The sequence below is a fragment of the Streptomyces sp. NBC_00887 genome, from assembly GCF_045207585.1.
On sequence record NZ_CP108788.1, the window covers coordinates 8,352,972 to 8,372,693 of the forward strand.

Below are 19,722 nucleotides of genomic sequence, written 5' to 3' on the forward strand. Positions count from 1 at the left end.
CTCATCCGGCCGAGCCGCCGAACCGGCGGCGCACCCGGCGCACGCCGCGTACGACCGCGAACCCCTTCGTGAGCGTCCGGTCCACGGCGAAGGTGCGGGTGACCGCCCGGCCCTCGACCAGTCGTGCGAACTCGGCGGTACCGGTGCTGCGGCGGACCGTCACCCGTTCCAGGGCGTACGGCCCCTGCCGGCGGTGTGCCAGGGCGTTGCCCACGGCGAGTGACTGCGCGAAGCCCGCCGCCCGAACCGCCTGTCGCACCCGGCGGCTGGAGTAGCCGTAGGGATAGGCGAAGGAGGCCGGGCGAGCGCCCAGTTCACCGGCGATGATCTCCCGGCAGCGCACGGTCTCGGCCCGCAGCCGCGCGTCGTCGAGCTGGTCGAGCTGGGGATGGGTGTGGCTGTGGCCGCCGATCTCCACACCCGCCGCCGTGAGTTCCCGTACCTGGCCCCAGTCGAGCATGGTGTCCGGGGCGCCGCCCTCGTCGTACGCACCGCGCAGCCATCCGGTGGAGACGAAGACGGTGGCGGCGAAGCCGTGTTCGGCCAGCACCGGCAGGGCGTGCCGGTGCACCCCCTCGTAACCGTCGTCGAAGGTGATCAGCACGGGCCGGGACGGCAGGGGCCGCCCGGAGCGCCAGCCCTCGCCGAGTGCCGCCGTGGTGAGCGGGGTGAAGCCTCGCCCGGCGAGGGTCTCCATCTGCGCCCGGAACGCGCCGGGCGACACGGAGAGTCCGTACGCGGCGGCGGCCGGACGGTGACCCACGGCGTGGTACATGAGGATCGGTACGGCCACGCTCACGACGGCTCACCCCGCACGTCGCGGCCCGGGGCGCAGGCGTCCTCCGCGTCCGGGTGCCGTTCGACGGCCGGTACGGAGAACGCCGCCCCGCTGCCCCGCGACCGGACGCTCCCCACGGCGTAGCCGCCCGCGGCTGCCAGCACACCGGTCACGACGGCGCCCGCCCGGCCGGCGCCTCCCGACCTGCCGAGCAACGCGTCCCGCACACCCCGCACCACCCCGGCCGGAAGCACCCGGGTGGTGTAGCGGCGCTCGGACTCGAGGCCCTTGCCCGCGCCGACGCTCCGGGACACGAGTGCCTTGGAGAGCCCCTCGGCGTAGCAGCGGGTACGGAAGTAGCGGAACCGCTCCCGTACCGCGGGGACCTTGTGGTGGATCACCGCGCGGTCGTCGATCAGCAGGACCGCGCGGGGCAGCGCACGGGCCAGCCGGATGCAGAGTTCCGTCTCCTCACCGCCCAGCGGCCGCTTGTCTCCGTCCCGCCCGATGCCGGTGGCGAAGCCGCCCGCGGCGTCGAACGCCGTGCGCCGGAACGACGCGTTGCCCCCGAGGACGTTGCGGACCCGGACCGTGCCGGGCGGCAGCCCCCTGTACGTACACCCGACGACCCAGTCGAACTCCTCGGGAAACCAGGCAGGCCTGCGGCCCGACGACCAGGCGGGCACGGTCCGCCCGCCGACGGCCATCACCCGCGGATCGTCGTAGCCCTTGTCGAAGTGGCGCAGCCAGTCCTCCTCGGCCACGGCGTCGTCGTCGAGGAACGCGACGATCTCCCCGCGGGCCGCGGCGATGCCGGTGTTGCGGCCGGCCGAGAGGCCGCGGGGGCCCGCGTTCGCGAGCACCCGCACCGCCCCGGACCGCCCCGGCTGCCCGTACTCCTTGCCCAGCCGCTCCAGCAGCGCCGGGTTGTGGTCCACCACCAGCAGGATCTCCCGGGCCGGCAGGGACTGCGCACGTACCGAGCCGACGGCCGCGAGGATGTCCTCCCAGCGGTCCTCGGTGTACACGCAGATGACCACGGAGAAGTCGCGCAGGTTCACAGCACCCGTCCCCGGCCGATGACCGCGGGCACGGCGGCCGCCCGGCGCCCGCCGCGGCGCACGCGCTTCTCCGTGAGGATCACCTTGAGCACCCGGATCCCGTCGCGCACGGCACTGAGGTTGCTCACGCCGTGGATCCGGTTGTACTCGTGACTCGGGACCTCCTGGACCCTGAGCCCGGCCTTGACCACCCGGATGTTCATCAGCGTCTCGATCTCGAAGCCCGTGCAGTCCAGGGTGATCCTGTCCAGGCAGTGCTTCCAGAAGGCGTTGTAGCCGTAGCAGAGGTCGGTGTAGCGGGCCCCGAACTTGCGGTTGACGACGGTGCACAGCGCCCAGTTGCCGAACTTGCGGACCGGCGTCATGTCGTCCGTTCCGCCCCCGTTGGCGAAGCGGGAGCCCTTGGCGAAGTCGGCGCCGCCGACCAGGGCCGAGACGTAGCTGACGATCTCCTCGCCGTCCGCCGAACCGTCCGCGTCGACCATCACGATGATCTCACCGGTGCAGGCGGCGAAGCCGCTGATCAGGGCGTCACCCTTGCCCTTGCCGACCTGCTTGACGACCACGACGTCAGGGCGCAGCTCACGGGCCACCCTGATCGTGTCGTCGGTGGAATTCCCGTCCACGAGCACGACCTCATGAATCCAGTCGGGCAGGGTCTTGAACACATAGGGAAGATTCTCCGCCTCGTTCATGGCGGGGATCACGACACTTACCGGCGGCGCTATCGCGAGATGCGAAGAGATCGGTCGGTATTCGCTCTCCATTCGAGCGACTTCGGTCTCTTCGGCGGTCGATCTGATCGAGGAAGGCAGAACTGAACTCATGAGTCTTTTCCCTCTCGTCCGGTGGACGGCCCGCCCCCGGGCAGTCCGGATAAAGGTCCGGTTCGAAAGGGGGGTTCTCACCCCGGCCATGACGGCATGGCACGCCGAGCCGGCTGGATGAGCTGGCGCAACTGGCCGCACGGCGGCCGACTCGACTGAGTACGGCCGCTGGGCACGGCACCCCCCTACCGCGCCCCGCCCGGTATCCACCGCGGCTGCCTGAGCCCTCCCCTGGAGCCGCCTTGCGTGATGGACCGTTGCGGGTGGATGTACGACGGTATTAACGAGTGGAACTATATGGCAAGACCTCCCATGAGGTCTCGCTTTTTCCGGTTTTTTGCCCGACTGTCACGCTCGCGCGCGGAATTGGGACTTCCTATTGCTTCGGCCTTTCCGGGTCTTCGGAATCCGGGACGACAGAAAAATGATCAGCGCAGCGACGGAAATGATCAGAACGGAATTCCGCGCTGACCTGCTGTCCAGTGCGGTCAGCGCCTGCGCCGCCAGGAGATTGACGGCGAGGGACCCCGAGACCGAGACGACCAGCCGGCTCGTGCGGTCCATGCCGGGCAGCCACGCGGAGAGCGCGGCGGCCGGGGTTGCGAAGAGGTGATAGAGCGCGAAAGGGGCGCGCAATGCCGAGCCGAAGTCGCTGAGTGCCAGCACGGCGCCCACCCCCGCCACCGCCACGGCGGCACCTGTCGCAACAGGCGGCACATCTGTCCGAACTGACCCTGTCTCACTACTGATGATCCGCATTGGCGACTTTGCCCCCTGTGCGCCGGATGCCGGATTTCAATGTGACGTAACGCCAGGAGGGCGTCAAGAAGCACTTGCTGAATGGTCTTGGCATGGACACTTCCGGAATCGCGGCCGTGACTGCTACCACGGAGTAGGCAGAGATCCTGCCCAAGGAGGTTCCATGAAAATGTCCAGACTCGTGGCGTTCTCGTCCTCTCTCCTGCTCGGCACCCTTCTCGCTCTGGCAGGGGCCGGTGTCGCCAACGCCGATGAATCCGCAGCCGCGGTCGACTACGTGGCTCTCGGCGACTCGTACTCCTCCGGCGTGGGCGCCGGCAGCTACGACGGCGCGAGCGGCAACTGCAAGCGCAGCACCCGGGCCTACCCGGCCCTCTGGGCCGCCGCCAACGCGCCCGCCTCGTTCTCCTTCACCGCGTGCTCGGGAGCGCGTACGGCCGATGTCACGGCCGGTCAGCTCGGGCCCGTCAACTCCTCGACCGACCTCGTCTCGATCTCCATCGGGGGCAATGACGCGGGCTTCGCCGACGTCATGACCACCTGCGTCCTGCAGTCGGAGTCCACCTGCCTGAGCCGGATCGCCACCGCCCGTTCCTTCGTCGACTCGACCCTGCCCGGCCGGCTCGACTCCGTGTACTCGGCGATCAGCGCCAAGGCACCCGCCGCCCGTGTCGTCGTCCTCGGCTATCCCCGCTTCTACAAGCTCGGCGGCAGCTGCCTCGCAGGTCTCAGCGAGAAGGAACGCGCCGCCATCAACAGCGCTGCCGACTACCTCAACGCGGCCACCGCCAAGCGGGCCGCCGACCACGGCTTCACCTTCGGTGACGTCACCTCCACCTTCACCAACCACGAGATCTGCTCGGGCAGTGCCTGGCTGCACAGTGTGAACTGGCTCAACATCGGCGAGTCCTACCACCCCACCGCCGCCGGGCAGTCGGGCGGCTATCTGCCGGTCTTCAACTCGACGGCCTGACACCGCCCGTAGTCGCGCAGCTCAACCGGCCCGGCCGTCCGCCGGGGAGGAGACCCCGCCCTTCGGGGTCTCCTCCATCCGCGGCACTCGGTGACCGCCCGTCAACCTCCGTATGCATGTACGTAATCCCGCAACCGGGATACGCGAGTGTCATCGCGGGGCGATAGGGTTAACCTGCCCGGGCCGGGTGCCCTCGTACGGGTGGGGAGTGACATGGAACAGATAACGGTGCGCAGCAGGGCGCGTGTACCTGCCATTACATGTGGGAGCAGTGCGACCAGTTCGCGCCTCGACCGCCATCTCGCAGTGCTGGGCGGCCCCGCCGTTCCGCAGCGTGAGTCCGCGGAAGCGACGCTGCTGATGCTCGAGCTCACCTCGCGCGACGCCGCGCACACCCGCAGGAGCAGGAGCGCGCGTGTCTCGCTCTTCGCGCCGCTGCGGCGACTGCGCCGTTCGCTCTTCGGCAGCCGCCGCTGACCGACGGCCTCTCACGACCGGTCCGGCCCACCGCTCAGGGCCGTGCCCACGATCACTCCGTCCCGGCGCAGTGCTGCTGTCTGCTCGTCCGTCATTCCCAGGGCCCGCAGCGTTGCGTCGGTGTGTTCCCCCAGCGCCGGTACGGCACCCATCGGCGTCTCCGCCCCGCCCGGCAGTGTGATCGGCGGCAGCAGCGTGCGCAACGCGCCGACCGGTGAGGCCACTTCCCGCCACCGGTCCCGTGCGGCCAGCTGGGGGTGGGCCGCCACGTCCGCGACGGTGTTCAGCCGTGCGCAGGCGATACCCGCCGTGTCCAGCCCGGCGAGCGCCTCCGCGCCGGTCAGCCGCGCGAGAGCCTGCCCCACGACCGCGTCGGTCCGCTCCCGGTTCGCCGTCCGGGCGGTGTTCGTCGCGAAGTCCGGATCGTCCGCGAGCTCCGGCTGCTCCAGCACCTGTTCGGCGAGGCGGCGCCACTCCCGGTCGTTCTGTACGGAGAGCAGCACCTGTTCCCCGTCCGCGGTGCTGTAGGCGTCGTACGGGGCGATGATGGCATGCGCGAGCCCCGTGCGCGCCGGGGTATCACCCCCGTACATCCCGTGGTGCAGCGGATGCCCCATCCACTCGGCCAGCGAGTCCAGCATCGAGATCTCCACCGGACCGCCGCGTCCCGTGGTGGCGCGCCGCAGCAGCGCCGCCAGCACACCGGAGAAGGCGTACATCCCGGCCGCGATGTCGGCGGCGGGAATCCCCGCCTTCACCGGCTGCCCGGGGGTTCCCGTGACGGACACCAGGCCGGCCTCGCACTGGACGAGCATGTCGTAGGCGCGCTTGTGCGCGTACGGCCCCTCGGCGCCGTACCCGGAGATGTCCACGGCCACCAGACGCGGATGTGCGGCACAGAGGGCGGCGGCGTCCAGCCCGAGCCGAGCGGCCGCTCCCTGCGCCAGGTTCTGGACGAACACATCGGCGTCCGCGACGAGGCGGCGCACCACGGCCAGCCCGCGTGGGTCCTTGAGATCGATCGCGACGGACTCCTTGCCGCGGTTACACCAGACGAAGTGGGAGGCGAGTCCGCGCGCAGCGGTGTCGTAGCCGCGGGCGAAGTCCCCGCCGTCGGGACGCTCGATCTTGATGACCCTGGCGCCGAGGTCGGCGAGCTGGCGGGTGGCGAAGGGGGCGGCGACGGCCTGCTCGACCGCGACCACGGTGATGCCGTCCAGGGGGAGGGGCTGAGTGCTCATGAGCACCGTGCCTACCTTGTACGCGGCACTTCTGTCATCCCGTCCGCCCACGCTCACGGGCGCTGGTGGTTCAGTGCGTGCCCCGTGCGTACCTGCGCACGGTCAGCGGGACGAACACGGCGAGCAGGACGGCCGCCCAGGCCAGCGTGCCCGCCACCGGGTGCGCGACCGGCCAGGCGGCGCCCTCGGCCGGGGCCGCGTTGCCGAAGAGGTCGCGGGTGGCCGAGGCGAGGGCGCTGATCGGGTTCCACTCGGCGACGGTGCGCAGCCAGCCCGGCATGTTGTCCGTCGGGATGTACGCGCTGGAGAGCAGCGGCAGGATGAAGGTGGCGCTGCCCAGCTGCCCCGCGGCCTCCTCGTTGCGGATGACCAGGCCCAGCCAGTAGCCCGCCCAGGACGTGGCGAACCGGAACAGCAGCAGCAGCCCGTACGCCCCGAGCGCGGCGGCCGGGCCTCCCTCGATCCGCCAGCCCGCCGCGAGTCCGACGAGCATCAGCGGGATCATGCCGACGGCCGTGGTCAGCACCTCGGCGGCGGTGGAGCCGAGCGGCACGGCGGCCCGGCTCATCGGCAGCGTACGGAAGCGGTCCATCACCCCGCGGTCGCAGTCCTGGGCCGCCTGGAACATTCCGGTCATGAGGCCGTTGGCCGCCGTTGCGGCGAGGAGGCCCGGCACCAGGAAGGAGCGGTACTCCTGCCCCGGGACCGCCAGCGCGCTGCCGAACACGTAGCCGAAGAACAGCAGCATCGTGATCGGCATGGTCTGCGTCAGGATCAGCACGCCGGGCGCGGCCTTGATCTTCTGCAGGTGGCGTCCCACCATGGCCAGGCCGTCGGCCGCCAGGGAGCCCGTGGGGGCGTGTGCGGGGGCGGGTGCAGGGATCCGCTCGTGGACCGGGGTCGTCGTGCTCATGCTGCCGGCTCCTTCGGGGCGCGGACGTCGCCGCGGTCGGTCAGTCGGAGAAAGGCCTCGTCGAGGGTGGGCGGGCGCAGGCTCGCATCGATCACCGGGACACCCGCGGCGTCCAGTTCGCGGACGATGCGCGGCAGCGTGAGCGTGGCGTCGGACGCGACGACGCCGATGGTGCGGTGCTCGTGGTCGAGCGTCGGTTCGGCGCCGGTCAGCTGGTCGAGCACCGCCGCCGCGGCCCAGAGCGCCGACTCGTGTGCGACGACGACCTCCGCGTAACTGCCGATGAGGGACTTGAGTTCGGCCGGAGTGCCCCGGTGGGCGGCGCGGCCCCGGTCGATCAGCACGATGTCGTCGGCGAGCTGATCGGCCTCCTCCAGGTACTGCGTGGTCAGCAGGACGGTGGTGCCGCGCCCCGCCAGTTCGCGTACCGCCTCCCAGATCTGGTTGCGGCTGTGCGGGTCGAGGCCGGTCGTCGGCTCGTCCAGGAAGAGCACCTGCGGGCGGGTGAGGAGTCCGGCGGCGAGGTCGAGGCGGCGGCGCATGCCACCCGAGTAGGTGCGGGCGGGGCGGTCGGCCGCCTCGGTCAGCCCGAAGCGTTCGAGGAGCTCGTCGGCGCGCGAGCGGCCCCCGGGCCCCCGGAGGCGGAGCAGCCGCGCGAAGAGGCGGAGATTCTGCCGCCCGGAGAGCTCGCCGTCGATCGAGGTGCTCTGCCCGGTGACCCCGATGGCCGCGCGCACGGCGGCGGCCTCGCGGACCACGTCGTGGCCGGCGACCCGCGCGCTGCCGCCGTCCGGGCTCGTCAGCGTGGTGAGCAGCCGGACGGCGGTGCTCTTTCCGGCGCCGTTCGGCCCCAGCACACCGCAGACGGAGCCCTCGGCGACGGCGAGGTCGAGCCCGCGCAGGGCGTGGACGTCTCCGTAGTGCTTCTCCAGACCTTCACTAAGTACAGCGTACGTAGTTGTCATGGGCCTACCGTAGCGCACTACGTACGGTGTACGTAACTACGATGGTGAGCGAGGTGATGACCGATGGCGGGGCGACCCCCTGTACCCGAAGTGATCTGGGCGCGCCCCGAGCGGGCGGGCCGCGGGCCCAAGCCCGCTTTCAGCCGTGCGGACATCGCGGCAGCCGCCGTGCGTATCGCCGACGCCGAGGGCCTGGACGCGGTGTCGATGCGCAAGGTGGCCGCGGAGCTGGGCTGCGGCACGATGTCGCTCTACAACTACGTGCCGCGCAAGGAGGACCTGTACGAACTGATGCTCGACGCGGTCAGTGGCGGCTACGACCTGCCGGAGAAGCCGTCCGGCGACTGGCGTGCCGACATGACGGCGCTCGCGCGCCAGGCCCGCGCGATGATGCACCGCCACACCTGGGTGCCGCGGCTGATGTCACCGGTCTACGGGTTCAGCCCGAACGTGCTGGCCTACATGGAGTACTCCCTGAGCATCCTGGACGGGCTCGATGCCCGGTTCGGCGAGAAGATGGAACTCATCGCCATGGTCAACGGCGTGGTCACCACCTACACGGCCAACGAGATCGCCACGGCCGAACGCAGCCGCTCGCTGCCCTGGACCGAGGAGCAGGAGCACGCGGCCCGCACCACGTACCTGATCAGCCAGATCGCGACCGGCACGTACCCGCGCCTGGCGGCCGGGTTCGCCGAGGACTCCGGGCCGATCGATCTGGAGGGGGTCTTCGACCGGGCGCTGGGCCGGGTGCTGGACTCGTTCGAGCGGTAGCCGCCTGCCGGGGCCGGGGTCACAGCAGCGCGAACTGCCCCTCCGGGCCCTCCTCGTGGTGGTCGAGGACCGAGGCGGGCCGCCGAGCCGTCGCGGGCGCCGGGACCACCCCGGCCGCGCGTAGCGCGTCGCGGGTGAGAGCGGGCTGCGCCGAGAGCCGCTTCCGCAACGCCTCCTGCGCGGACCGCAGTTCACCCAACAGGGCGAGCACGGTGATCAGTTCGAGCAGTTCGGACGTCCACTCCTGCGGCCAGTCGCGCGGGCGCAGTGCCTCCAGGCCGTCCCGCCCGTCCCGGTCCGTGCGGCGCTCGAACCAGAGCTCCAGCATCCGCACGCCGCTCACCCGGAACTCCCACGCCCCGGCCGGAACGGGTGAGACGCGCCCCTCGCCCGGCCCTTCGCCGAGCGTGAGCACCTCGTCCTCGGGGTCGTAGCGCAGCGCGGACGGCCGGGGCGGTATCGAGGCCCGCACATAGGGCCGGCGCCCGCCCGGCAGCCGGGGACGCTGCCCGCCGCGCGCCCCGCGCAGCTGCAGGCGCAACAGCTCCCGGCCGAGCTCCACACCCTCGGCCCACAGGGTGCCGTCGGCGGGCAGCGGCACGAGACATCCGGCGGGGGAGGGGCGGGCGGCGGCAAGGGCCCAGGCAAGGACGGACTCCGGGCAGACCGGGGCCCCGTACCTGGCGCCCAGCAGAGCGGGCAGGCCCGGCGCGAGATTGGGCTCCCGGCCGCCGGGACGCCGGTAGAGCGGCCGGATCCGGCCCGGGCGGCCTGCGGGGGAGTGCCCGTCCGGCAGCAGCGCCGTCACGGACAGGGCGGGCCCGGTGTCCTGCGGTACGTATCCGTGCTCGACGGCGAAGACCTGGTGCCCGTCGGCGACCCGCCACAGCTCGGGACGGGCCGCGTCGAGCAGCCGCTGGTCGGGGATCAGCCACTGCTCGTCGAAGGGGCCGTGCAGGATCCGTACCGGTTCGGGGTACGGGCCCGGGTCCCGGGCGAACCGGCCCGTCGCGGTGGTGCGGCCCGGCAGCGCCGCGGCCGGGGTCAGGGGGCTGCGCGAGCGGCTGGACCGGAACAGCCGTTCCTGCTCGGCGCCCTCGGCCTGTACGAGCAGATTCCAGCGGGCCCTGAGGGAGGCCGCGTCCGGCGCGGTCACCCAGGGGCGCCCCGTCCTCAGGGGCCGCACCGACCAGGGCATGAGGTCGTCGAGCAGCGGGATCCCCTCGGCCCCGCCGGCTCCGGCCGCCACCCGTGCTGCCACCGTGTCGTCCTCCCCGTCGCCACGTCCGCCGCCCAGGGCATCGTAACGGCGGGCGGTCGGGGCGGGGTGGTCAGTGCGCTTCCACCGTCACGGAGAAGGAGAAGCGGTCCCCCCGGTACCGGATCCGCGCCACGTCCACCACCCGCCCGTCGTCGTCGTACGTCACGCCCGTGTAGTGCAGGATCGGGCTGAGCAGCGGGACCTGGAGCAGTTCCGCCGTCGCCGGGTCGGCGAGACGGGCCTCGACCGTGTCCGTGATCCGGGAGATCCGCACGCCGATCGCGTCGCGCAGCACCTTCGTCATCGGCCAGCGCTCGAGATCGGCCACGTCGATCCCGGCCGCGATGTCGGGACGCACCGCGTTCTCCGCCCAGTTGGTGGGCTCGCCCGTCCCGTCGTCGCAGCGCAGCCGCCGGTAGTCGACCACCTCGGAGCAGTCGGGGAAGAACTCGGCGAGATCGCCCGGGACGGGGGTGGCGCCATGGCCGAGGACGGTGGTCCGCTCACCCGACTGCTGGGCGACGATGGCGTCGATCGAACCCAGCAGCCGGACCGGCGACACCCGCCGGGCGCGCGGCTCGATGAACGTTCCGCGCCTCCGGTGCCTGCTGATCAGGCCCTCGGTCTCCAGCTCCTTGAGGGCCTGGCGCATGGTCAGGACGCTGACGCCGTAGTGCGCGGCGAGCTGCTCCTCGGTGGGCAGCCGCGGTGAGGCGTCCTGGGGGCGGCCCAGTATCGAGGCCCGCAGCGACTGCGAGACCTGGTACCACAGGGGCAGCTTCCGGTTCAGCACGAGGGAGTCGGGGGCGAAGGCGGGGGTGTGATTCACCTCGTTCACCTGGTTCATCCGGTTCACCTGGACTCTCTGGGCAGTGGCCGGCTTCGGGGTTTCACGGCCGGAAGTTGCGGCTCAGACCCTGCCACACGTCGTCGTACCCGTGCTGCAGATGGTCCGCGGCAGCGGCCTGCGCGGTCGCCGTGACCGGCCAGCGGGTCTCGAACATGAACGCCAGCCCGTCGTCGATCTTCTGCGGCTTCAGCTCTGCGGCACTCGCCCGGTCGAAGGTCTCACGGTCCGGTCCGTGCGCCGACATCATGTTGTGGAGCGAGCCGCCGCCGGGCACGAAACCGCCGGCCTTCGCGTCGTACGCGCCCTCGATGAGTCCCATGTACTCGCTCATCACGTTGCGGTGGAAGTACGGCGGACGGAAGGTGTCCTCGCCGACCAGCCAGCGCGGGGCGAAGACGACGAAGTCGACTCCGGCCAGCCCCGGGGTGTCGGACGGCGAGGTCAGCACGGTGAAGATCGACGGATCCGGGTGGTCGAAGCTGATGCTGCCGAGGACGTTGAAGCGGCGCAGGTCGTAGACGTACGGGGTGTGGTTGCCGTGCCAGGCGACGACGTCGAGCGGGGAGTGGTCGTACGTCGCCGACCAGAGGTTCCCGCAGAACTTGTTGACGACCTCGACCGGTCCCTCACGGTCCTCGAACGCCGCGACGGGTGCGAGGAAGTCCCGCGCGGCCGCCAGGCCGTTGGCGCCGATCGGGCCCAGGTCGGGGAGGACGAACGGCTGACCGTAGTTCTCGCAGACGTACCCGCGGGCGGTGGTGTCCAGGAGCTCGACGCGGAAGCGGACGCCGCGCGGGACGAGCACCACCTGGCCGGGTTCGGCGCGCAGCAGTCCCAGTTCGGTACGGACCATGAGGCCGCCGCGCTCGGGCACGATCAGGAGCTCGCCGTCGGAGTCGCTGAACACCCTGTCCGTCATGGAGGAGTTCGCACTGTAGAGGTGAATGGCCATTCCGGTGCGCTGCGTCGCGTCGCCGTTGCCGCCCAGCGTCCACAGGCCGGCCAGGAAGTCCGTACCCGGCGCCGGCTCGGGGAGCGGGTCCCAGCGCAGCCGGTTGGGGTCGGGAACCGCTTCGGCGAAGGGAGCGGTGCGCACGGCGCCGTTGTCGACGCGGACGAACGGGGGATGGGCCGCCGAGGGGCGGATCCGGTAGAGCCAGGAGCGGCGGTTGTGTGCGCGGGGTTCGGTGAAGGCCGAGCCGCTCAGCTGCTCCGCGTACAGCCCGAGGGGTGCGCGCTGCGGTGAGTTCCGGCCGTGCGGAAGCGCTCCCGGGACGGCCTCCGAGCCGTGCTCGTTGCCGAAACCGGCGCTGTACGTGAGAGTCTCCGCCGTCTTCCTGGCCTGTTCGGTGCCACTCATCATGCGCTCCCGTTGGAAGAGGAATCCCATGGATCCCCTGACGAAGAATCCTATGGACAACCGTAGGAATCGAAACGCCGCCCGTCAACGGCATACGGGGACCGCTGTGCCGTGTCCGTGACGGCCGACGCGGCGACGCGGTGGGACCGGGTGCGGCCAGGGTGCTGCGGCCGGGCGGGACCGGCTCGGCGGGTCCCCGGGGGCACGCACGGTGGATGAACACCCGGCCGGACCCACGGCATCATGGAGCCGTGCCCCATGCGAACACGAACCTCCGGCGCGTCCCCGTGCAGCAGCGCAGTGCCGACCGCCTCGCCCGGATCCTCGACGCCTGCGCCGGGCTCCTCGACGAGACCGGCTACGAACAGCTCTCCACCCGGGCGGTGGCCGACCGTGCCGGTGTGCCCATCGGATCCGTCTACCGGTTCTTCTCCAACAAGCGGGGGCTGGTCGACGCACTGGCCGAGCGCAATCTGGACCTCTACGCCGAGCGCATCGTGGCGCGCCTCGCGGACATCCCCACCGAGGACTGGCGGAGCGCCATCGACGCCGTACTCGACGAGTACCTGGCGATGAAGCGCTCGGTCCCCGGCTTCGCCCTCGTCGACTTCGGCCCCCCCGCGCCGGCCGGCGACCCGCTCGGCGAATCGAACCGCAGGGTCGCGGGCCGGCTGGCCACCCTGCTCTCCGGCCACCTCGGCCGCGACCCCGACACCGATCTGCTACGGACGGTACTGGTCTGCGTCGAGGCCGCCGACGCGGTGCTCCAACTCGCCTTCCACGCCGATCCGTCGGGCGACCCGGCCCTGATAAAGGAGACCCGCGTGCTGATCCAGGCCTATCTCGCGCGGGTCCTCGAATGACAGGTGGCGCCAACACCTCGCCAGCATCCGTACCGGTCGGTATGCTCGATCCGGCCGGGAGCTCGCACCCGATGTGCGGTCCGCGGCCCGACGGCGCATGCCCGTGCGCCACCGCTGTCGCCGCCCCGGGGAGGGCCCATGTCCCACGATTCCCGCACCGCTCTGCGTATCTGCCCGCTCTGCGAAGCCACCTGCGGACTCACCCTCACCATCGAGGGAACGACGGTCACCGGCGCCCGCGGCGACCGTGACGACGTCCTGAGTCAGGGCTTCATCTGCCCCAAGGGCGCGTCCTTCGGAGGTCTGGACGCCGACCCCGACCGGCTGCGCACCCCACTCGTGCGCACGGACGGCGTCCTGCGGGAGGCGACCTGGAGCGAGGCCTTCGACATGATCGCCGCGAGGATCCCGGCCCTGACCGAGGAGCACGGCAAGCAGTCGGTCGGTGTCGTCCTCGGCAACCCCAACGTGCACACGATGGCCGGCGGGCTCTATCCGCAACTGCTGCTCTCCACGCTCGGCACCCGCAACGTCTTCACCGCGAGCACCCTCGACCAGATGCCCAAGCACGTCTCCAGCGGCCTGCTCTTCGGCGATGCCAACGCCATCGCCGTACCCGACCTGGACCGCACCGCGCATCTGCTGCTGATCGGCGCCAATCCGCTCGAGTCCAACGGGAGCCTGTGCACCGCCCCCGACTTCCCGGGCAAGCTCAAGGCGCTGCGCAAACGCGGCGGCACCCTCACCGTCATCGACCCGCGCCGCACCCGCACCGCCCGCCTCGCGGACCGGCACGTCGCGATCCGCCCCGGGGCCGACGCCCTGCTGCTCGCCGCGCTCACTCAGGTCCTGCTCGAGGAGAAGCTCGCGGACCCCGGCGCGCTGGCCGAGCATCTCGACGGCTACGACGAACTCGCGGAGGCCATCGAGGACTTCACGCCCGAAGCGGTGGCAGCCGCCTGCGACATCGACGCCGGCACCATTCGTGCGATCGCCCGCGAACTGGCAGCCGCCCCCGCCGCGGCCGTCTACGGGCGCATCGGCAGCTGCACCGTCGAACACGGCACCCTGGCGAGCTGGCTGGTCGACGTGCTCAACATCCTCACGGGGAATCTCGACCGCCCGGGCGGCGCACTCTTCCCGCTCTCCGCCACCGCCCGCGCACCCCGTGCCGCCGCCCCCGGCAAGGGCTTCGCGCTCGGCCGCTGGGCGAGCCGTGTCTCCGGGCACCCCGAGGCCAAGGGTGAACTCCCCGTCGTCGCGCTCGCCGAGGAGATCGAGACCCCGGGGGAGGGGCGGATCCGTGCACTCATCGTCGTCGCGGGCAACCCGGTGCTCTCCGCGCCCGACGGTGACCGGCTCGACCGGGCGCTCGCCGAGGGCCTCGACTTCATGGTCAGCGTCGACCCGTACCTCAACGAGACCTCACGCCACGCGGACGTCGTGCTGCCGCCGCCACCGCCCTCGCAGAGCGCCCACTTCGACTTCGCCCTCAACTCCCTCGCCGTGCACAACCAGGTCCGCTACACCCGCGCGGCCGTCCCGCTGGAGGACGACCGCATGGCCGAGAGCGAGATCCTCGCCCGGCTCGTCCTCGCCGTCGGCGGTATGCACGGCGCACCGCCCGAGACGGTCGACGACATGGCCATCGCCGCCGCCCTCACCCGGGCCGGCCTCCCGGAGGAGTTCGCCGCCGAGCTCACGGGCCGTACCGGCGCGGAGCGTCGCCTCGACCTGATGCTGCGCCTCGGCCCGTACGACCTCACGCTGGAAGGGCTCCTCGCGCACCCGCACGGCATCGACCTCGGTCCGCTGAAGCCCCGCGTCCCGCAGTTGCTCAGGACCCGCAGCGGCCGCATCGAGCTGTTGCCGGCCCCCATCGCCGCCGACCTGCCACGGCTGCGGGAGGCGCTGGACGAACGGCCCACGGGCCTCGTCCTCGTCGGCCGCCGCCATCTGCGCTCCAACAACAGCTGGATGCACAACGTCTCCTCCCTCCGCGGCGGCTCGAACGTCTGCACCCTGCAGATCCACCCCGACGACGCCGCCCGCATCGGGCTCGCCGACGGTGCCACGGCACGCATCACCGCGGCGGGCGGCGAGGTCGAGGCGCCCGCCGAGGTCACCGACGCGGTACGGACCGGAGTCGTGAGCCTTCCGCACGGCTGGGGGCACAGCCGTCCGGGCACGCGCATGTCCGTCGCCGAGACCGGGCCGGGAGTCAACGTGAACCAGCTGCTCGACGGCACCCTCCTGGACCCGCTGTCCGGCACCGCTGTGCTCAACGCCGTCCCGGTCTCCGTAACGCCAACGCTCTGACCTGGGGTTTTGCTCGTATTGCTCACACGTCAACGTCTTGTTAACAGCCCGACGGGACACCTAACGTCATCCGAACCGCCGAGACCGGTGAGAGTTCAAAGGTGAACGTTAGGTAACCCCCATGCTGACAATCCTCGGATTTGCCATGATCGCGACCTTCCTGGTCCTGATCATGATGAAGAAGATGTCGCCGATCGCGGCGCTGGTCCTGATCCCCGCACTCTTCTGCGTAGCCGTCGGGCAGGGCGCGAAGCTCGGCGACTTCGTCATCGAAGGCGTCGGCACCCTCGCGCCGACCGCGGCGATGCTGATGTTCGCCATCGTCTACTTCGGCGTGATGATCGACGTCGGTCTCTTCGATCCCGTCGTCCGGGGCATCCTGCGCTTCTGCAAGGCCGACCCGATGCGGATCGTCATCGGCACGGCGGTGCTCGCCGCGATCGTCTCGCTGGACGGCGACGGCTCCACCACCTTCATGATCACCGTCTCGGCCATGTACCCGCTCTACAAGCGGCTGAAGATGAGCCTGGTCGTGATGACCGGTGTCGCCGCCACGGCGAACGGTGTCATGAACACCCTGCCCTGGGGCGGTCCCACCGCCCGCGCGGCCACCGCGCTCAAGCTGGACGCGGCCGACATCTTCGTCCCGATGATCCCGGCCCTCGCCGTCGGACTGCTCGCCGTCATCCTCCTGGCGTGCGTCCTGGGCCGTCGAGAGCGCAAGCGCCTCGGCACACTCACTCTCGACGAGGTGCTCGTGCGGGAACCCGAGACCGTTCTCGTCGGCGCGGGCGGCAGCGACGACCGGCCGGTGAAGGGCACGCCCTCCGCGGGCGGCGGTGACGGCGCCGAGGACCACGCGGCCGGTGACAGCGACCAGGACCTCAAGGGGCTCGACCCCGACAGGCCGACCCTGCGCCCCAGGCTCTACTGGTTCAACGCTGGCCTCACCGTCGCCCTGCTGGCGTCGATGATCCTGGAAATGATGCCGATCCCGGTGCTCTTCCTCCTCGGCGCGGCCCTCGCCCTCACGGTCAACTTCCCCCACATGCCCGACCAGCGGGCCCGCATCGCCGCCCACGCCGACAACGTGCTCAACGTCTCCGGCATGGTCTTCGCGGCCGCCGTCTTCACCGGGGTGCTCACCGGCACCGGCATGGTCGATCACATGGCCGACTGGCTGGTCGGGGCCATCCCCGAGGCGATGGGCCCGCACATGGCCGTCGTCACCGGCGTACTGAGCCTCCCTCTCACCTACTTCATGTCCAACGACGGCTTCTACTTCGGCGTCCTGCCCGTGCTCGCCGAGGCCGGTGCCGCCCACGGCGTCTCCTCGCTGGAGATCGCCCGGGCCTCCCTGGTGGGCCAGCCCCTGCACATGTCGTCCCCGCTCGTGCCCGCGGTCTACGTCCTGGTCGGCATGGCGAAGGTCGAGTTCGGCGACCACACCAGGTTCACCGTCAAGTGGGCCGTGCTCACCTCGCTGGTGGTCCTCGGCGCCGGAATCCTCTTCGGCATCATCTGATGCCTGCGGAACCACGGCCCGGCAGGGGCTGGCTGCTGCGCCTCGTCATCGCCTTCGCCTTCGCCCAGGGAGCGGTGTCGATGGCGCGGCCCGCCGTCTCCTACCGGGCCCTCTCGCTCGGCGCGGACGAGAGCGCGATCGGCGTCATCGCCGGTGTGTACGCGCTCCTGCCGCTCTTCGCCGCCGTACCGCTGGGCCGCAGGACCGACCACGGCCGCTGCGGCCCCCTGCTGCCGCTCGGGGTCGTACTGATCGGCGGGGGTTGCGCACTCAGCGGCACGGCCGGCTCCCTCCCGGCCCTGGCGGCCTGGAGCGGACTCATGGGCCTCGGACACCTCTGCTTCGTGATCGGCGCGCAGTCACTCGTCGCACGGCAGTCGGCGCCCGCCGAACAGGACCGCAACTTCGGCCACTTCACGATCGGCGCCTCCCTCGGCCAGCTCATCGGCCCGATCGTCGCCGGCTACCTCATCTCGGAGCGGGACGGCGCCCTGGCCCGTACCAGCGCCCTCGCCCTCCTCGTCTCCGCAGCCGTCGCGGTCCTGTCCTTCACCGCGCTGTGGCGCATCGAGCACCGGACGGCCGTCGACTCCCCCTCGGAGGCGGCACAGAAGGTGCCGGTCGGCCGGATCCTGCGCACCCGTGGCGTCCCGGCCGGCATCTTCATCAGCCTTGCCGTGCTCTCCGCCACCGACATCCTCACCGCCTACCTGCCGGTCGTCGGCGAACAACGCGGCATCGCACCCGCCACGGTCGGACTGCTGCTGAGTCTCCGGGCCGCCGCGACCATCGCCTGTCGGCTGGCGATGACACCGATGCTGCGGATCCTCGGCCGGAACGCGCTGCTCACCACGACCTGCCTGCTCGGGGGCCTGATCTGCGCGGGCATCGCGCTGCCCGTGCCCGTTCCGGTGCTCGCCGTGATGCTCGCCCTGCTCGGCTTCTGCCTGGGAGTGGGCCAGCCCCTGTCGATGACCACCGTCGTCCGCGCCGCGCCTGCGAAGGCGCGCTCCACCGCGCTGGCCCTCCGGCTGACCGGGAACCGCCTCGGCCAGGTGGCCGCCCCCGCGACGGCGGGCCTCACCGCGGGAGTCGCGGGCAGCGCCGCACCGTTCGTGATGCTGGGCGTGCTGCTCGTCGGGGCCGCGGGGCTCGGTCTGCGCGGCGGCCGGACGCAGGCGTCAGACGTACCTCCCGTCCCTTCCACCTCACCTGTCCCACCCGTCCCAGTGACCGGACACCCCTGCGCAAACCGGAACCCCACCTGACACATCCGGCCTGCTCCGCAACTTCGCCGACTTAACTGCTTAACCTGCGCACGAGTCATTCCCACACCCCGCCCGGTGGGCTAACTTCGGCCACGCAGCCGCTCCCCACGTGCAGCCCACCCACCTCCCCGGGCGGAACCATGACTCGTGCCATCTCCTTGCACAGCGTCAGTAAGACGTACGGACGGGCTCCGCGTGCCGTCGACAACTTCTCGCTGTCCGTCGACCCGGGCGAGTTCGTCGTGCTGCTGGGGCCCTCCGGCTGCGGCAAGTCGACCGTGCTCCGCATGATCGCGGGCCTGGAGGAGATCTCCGAGGGGGAGCTGCTGCTCGACGGCGAGCCCGCGAACCACGTGTCGCCGCGCGAACGCGGCATGGCGATGGTCTTCCAGAACTTCGCGCTCTACCCGAACATGACCAATCGCGCCAACATCGGCTTCCCGCTGAAGCTGGAGAACCCGCGCAGGGACAACAGCGAGCGCGTCGAGGCCACGGCCAGGATGCTCGGCATCGAAAGCGTGCTCGACCGCTATCCGGGCCAGCTCTCCGGCGGCGAACGTCAGCGGGTCGCGATGGGCCGGGCCATCTCGCGCCATCCCTCCGCCTTCCTGATGGACGAGCCCCTGTCCAACCTGGACGCGAAGCTACGCAACCACCTGCGGGCCGAGATCTCCCAGCTCACCCGGGAGCTGGGCGTCACCACCGTGTACGTCACGCACGACCAGGCCGAGGCGATGTCGCTCGGCGACCGGGTTGCGGTGATGCGCGGCGGGGTGCTCCAGCAGGTCAGCACGCCGCGTGAGGTCTACGCGACACCCGAGAACGTGTTCGTCGCCGCGTTCATCGGCACCCCCAGGATCAATCTGCTCCAGGCCGTCGTGCACGCCCCGCTCGATGGGCGCATGTCCATCGACCTCGGGCGCCAGCGCCTGCCGCTGGCCGAACCGCTCAGCCCCGACCACCAGCTGCTCCGCATCCAGCAGGGACGCCGGATCATCGTCGGCCTGCGCTCCGAGGCCGTCCGGATCGCCCCGCCCAGCCATGCCCGCCGCGGCGAGGTCGCGCTCAGCGGCATCGTCGAGCACGTCGAGTACCAGGGGCACGAGGCGCTCGTCCACCTCAACACGGGTTCACAGCCCGCGGTCGTGCCCGACCTGGAGTCGGCCAGCCGGCAGGCGCCGCAACGCCGCCGTCGCGCACCCGGTGGCGGGATCGGAGTACTGGAACGCCTGAAGCAGCGCGCCACGGGATCCGTCGCCGTACTCGACGAGCCGGACGCGGAACCGTACGCCGTGCGCAGCCCCGACCGGCCGGCCGTCACGGCGAGCGACCTCGTGGTGCGCACCGGCCCCGACATGCGGCTGCGGGCCGGCGGGCAGGTTCCGCTCCTCGTCGACCTGGCGCATCTGTACGTCTTCGACCACTCGGGGCGCCGGATCTGCCCCCTGCCCAAGGTCATTCCGGGGCTCGACGTGTGACTGCCGGCCGCGGCCGTGCGTGACCTGTGT

General features: G+C 71.4%; 18 protein-coding genes. 8 read left to right on the plus strand and 10 right to left on the minus strand.

From position 1 onward, the window contains the following. Position 1: 1 nt before the first annotated feature. The 4 genes from OG844_RS38075 to OG844_RS38090 form a co-directional block, all read right to left on the minus strand. Positions 2-775 carry a polysaccharide deacetylase family protein gene (locus tag OG844_RS38075; protein ID WP_406396039.1) on the minus strand — a complete coding sequence of 258 codons (774 nt, stop codon included), beginning with the start codon at positions 773-775 and terminating at the stop codon, positions 2-4. Positions 776-795: 20 nt separating this feature from the next. Further along, complete coding sequence (locus OG844_RS38080; RefSeq protein WP_406388996.1) at positions 796-1,839, minus strand: glycosyltransferase; 1,044 nt, start codon at positions 1,837-1,839, stop codon at positions 796-798. Next, positions 1,836-2,606, minus strand: coding sequence for a glycosyltransferase family 2 protein (locus OG844_RS38085; protein WP_406396038.1), 771 nt, complete (start codon positions 2,604-2,606; stop codon positions 1,836-1,838). Before OG844_RS38085 ends, OG844_RS38080 begins: the two co-directional genes overlap by 4 nt. Before the next feature lie 408 nt (positions 2,607-3,014). Further along, on the minus strand, positions 3,015-3,356 hold the full coding sequence (locus OG844_RS38090) for a hypothetical protein (RefSeq protein WP_406388994.1): 342 nt from the start codon (positions 3,354-3,356) through the stop codon (positions 3,015-3,017). Positions 3,357-3,588: 232 nt separating this feature from the next. Between OG844_RS38090 and OG844_RS38095 the strand changes: the two genes are divergently transcribed. After that, a complete protein-coding gene (locus OG844_RS38095; RefSeq protein ID WP_406388992.1) occupies positions 3,589-4,398 on the plus strand; it encodes an SGNH/GDSL hydrolase family protein in 810 nt (269 codons plus the stop codon). A gap of 213 nt (positions 4,399-4,611) precedes the next feature. Further along, positions 4,612-4,875 carry a hypothetical protein gene (locus tag OG844_RS38100; protein WP_329212691.1) on the plus strand — a complete coding sequence of 88 codons (264 nt, stop codon included), beginning with the start codon at positions 4,612-4,614 and terminating at the stop codon, positions 4,873-4,875. Between the two features lie 11 nt (positions 4,876-4,886). Here OG844_RS38100 and OG844_RS38105 read toward each other — a convergent pair whose 3' ends face one another. The 3 genes from OG844_RS38105 to OG844_RS38115 form a co-directional block, all read right to left on the minus strand. Further along, entirely contained in the window at positions 4,887-6,116 is a 1,230-nt protein-coding gene (locus OG844_RS38105; protein WP_406388990.1) for a CaiB/BaiF CoA transferase family protein, read from the minus strand. A gap of 70 nt (positions 6,117-6,186) precedes the next feature. Continuing rightward, positions 6,187-6,939, minus strand: a complete 753-nt coding sequence (locus OG844_RS38110; protein WP_406396036.1) for an ABC transporter permease — start codon at positions 6,937-6,939, stop codon at positions 6,187-6,189. 86 nt (positions 6,940-7,025) lie between these two features. Then, a complete protein-coding gene (locus OG844_RS38115; protein WP_406395905.1) occupies positions 7,026-7,994 on the minus strand; it encodes an ATP-binding cassette domain-containing protein in 969 nt (322 codons plus the stop codon). 63 nt (positions 7,995-8,057) lie between these two features. Between OG844_RS38115 and OG844_RS38120 the strand changes: the two genes are divergently transcribed. Further along, positions 8,058-8,768, plus strand: a complete 711-nt coding sequence (locus OG844_RS38120; RefSeq protein ID WP_406388988.1) for a TetR/AcrR family transcriptional regulator C-terminal domain-containing protein — start codon at positions 8,058-8,060, stop codon at positions 8,766-8,768. Positions 8,769-8,787: 19 nt separating this feature from the next. Here OG844_RS38120 and OG844_RS38125 read toward each other — a convergent pair whose 3' ends face one another. The 3 genes from OG844_RS38125 to hmgA form a co-directional block, all read right to left on the minus strand. Beyond that, positions 8,788-10,029, minus strand: coding sequence for a type ISP restriction/modification enzyme (locus OG844_RS38125; protein WP_406388986.1), 1,242 nt, complete (start codon positions 10,027-10,029; stop codon positions 8,788-8,790). A gap of 70 nt (positions 10,030-10,099) precedes the next feature. Then, entirely contained in the window at positions 10,100-10,876 is a 777-nt protein-coding gene (locus OG844_RS38130) for a GntR family transcriptional regulator (RefSeq protein ID WP_406388985.1), read from the minus strand. Positions 10,877-10,919: 43 nt separating this feature from the next. After that, positions 10,920-12,239, minus strand: coding sequence for a homogentisate 1,2-dioxygenase (gene hmgA / locus OG844_RS38135; protein WP_406388984.1), 1,320 nt, complete (start codon positions 12,237-12,239; stop codon positions 10,920-10,922). Positions 12,240-12,454: 215 nt separating this feature from the next. Between hmgA and OG844_RS38140 the strand changes: the two genes are divergently transcribed. The 5 genes from OG844_RS38140 to OG844_RS38160 all read left to right on the plus strand — a co-directional run bounded on the left by OG844_RS38140 (position 12,455) and on the right by OG844_RS38160 (position 19,692). Beyond that, entirely contained in the window at positions 12,455-13,102 is a 648-nt protein-coding gene (locus tag OG844_RS38140) for a TetR/AcrR family transcriptional regulator (RefSeq protein ID WP_406388982.1), read from the plus strand. A gap of 138 nt (positions 13,103-13,240) precedes the next feature. Beyond that, on the plus strand, positions 13,241-15,421 hold the full coding sequence (locus OG844_RS38145) for a molybdopterin oxidoreductase family protein (RefSeq protein ID WP_406388981.1): 2,181 nt from the start codon (positions 13,241-13,243) through the stop codon (positions 15,419-15,421). A gap of 121 nt (positions 15,422-15,542) precedes the next feature. After that, positions 15,543-16,946: a CitMHS family transporter gene (locus OG844_RS38150; protein WP_406388979.1), complete on the plus strand. Its 1,404-nt coding sequence runs from the start codon at positions 15,543-15,545 to the stop codon at positions 16,944-16,946. Further along, on the plus strand, positions 16,946-18,214 hold the full coding sequence (locus OG844_RS38155) for an MFS transporter (RefSeq protein WP_406388977.1): 1,269 nt from the start codon (positions 16,946-16,948) through the stop codon (positions 18,212-18,214). The genes OG844_RS38150 and OG844_RS38155 overlap by 1 nt, the downstream gene beginning before the upstream one ends. Positions 18,215-18,354: 140 nt before the next feature. Next, positions 18,355-19,692, plus strand: a complete 1,338-nt coding sequence (locus OG844_RS38160) for an ABC transporter ATP-binding protein (protein ID WP_406388975.1) — start codon at positions 18,355-18,357, stop codon at positions 19,690-19,692. The last annotated feature ends 30 nt before the right edge of the window (positions 19,693-19,722 follow it).

What these genes read in the sequence shown, in the direction of transcription:
- OG844_RS38075 (WP_406396039.1), bottom strand. Translation starts at nt 775, where the DNA reads ATGTACCACGCCGTGGGTCACCGTCCGGCCGCCGCCGCGTACGGACTC.
- OG844_RS38085 (WP_406396038.1), bottom strand. Translation starts at nt 2,606, where the DNA reads ATGGAGAGCGAATACCGACCGATCTCTTCGCATCTCGCGATAGCGCCG.
- OG844_RS38095 (WP_406388992.1), top strand. Translation starts at nt 3,589, where the DNA reads ATGAAAATGTCCAGACTCGTGGCGTTCTCGTCCTCTCTCCTGCTCGGC.
- OG844_RS38100 (WP_329212691.1), top strand. Translation starts at nt 4,612, where the DNA reads ATGGAACAGATAACGGTGCGCAGCAGGGCGCGTGTACCTGCCATTACA.
- OG844_RS38105 (WP_406388990.1), bottom strand. Translation starts at nt 6,116, where the DNA reads ATGAGCACTCAGCCCCTCCCCCTGGACGGCATCACCGTGGTCGCGGTC.
- OG844_RS38110 (WP_406396036.1), bottom strand. Translation starts at nt 6,939, where the DNA reads ATGGTGGGACGCCACCTGCAGAAGATCAAGGCCGCGCCCGGCGTGCTG.
- OG844_RS38115 (WP_406395905.1), bottom strand. Translation starts at nt 7,994, where the DNA reads ATGACAACTACGTACGCTGTACTTAGTGAAGGTCTGGAGAAGCACTAC.
- OG844_RS38120 (WP_406388988.1), top strand. Translation starts at nt 8,058, where the DNA reads ATGGCGGGGCGACCCCCTGTACCCGAAGTGATCTGGGCGCGCCCCGAG.
- OG844_RS38130 (WP_406388985.1), bottom strand. Translation starts at nt 10,876, where the DNA reads ATGAACCAGGTGAACGAGGTGAATCACACCCCCGCCTTCGCCCCCGAC.
- hmgA (WP_406388984.1), bottom strand. Translation starts at nt 12,239, where the DNA reads ATGAGTGGCACCGAACAGGCCAGGAAGACGGCGGAGACTCTCACGTAC.
- OG844_RS38140 (WP_406388982.1), top strand. Translation starts at nt 12,455, where the DNA reads ATGAACACCCGGCCGGACCCACGGCATCATGGAGCCGTGCCCCATGCG.
- OG844_RS38145 (WP_406388981.1), top strand. Translation starts at nt 13,241, where the DNA reads ATGTCCCACGATTCCCGCACCGCTCTGCGTATCTGCCCGCTCTGCGAA.
- OG844_RS38150 (WP_406388979.1), top strand. Translation starts at nt 15,543, where the DNA reads ATGCTGACAATCCTCGGATTTGCCATGATCGCGACCTTCCTGGTCCTG.
- OG844_RS38155 (WP_406388977.1), top strand. Translation starts at nt 16,946, where the DNA reads ATGCCTGCGGAACCACGGCCCGGCAGGGGCTGGCTGCTGCGCCTCGTC.
- OG844_RS38160 (WP_406388975.1), top strand. Translation starts at nt 18,355, where the DNA reads ATGACTCGTGCCATCTCCTTGCACAGCGTCAGTAAGACGTACGGACGG.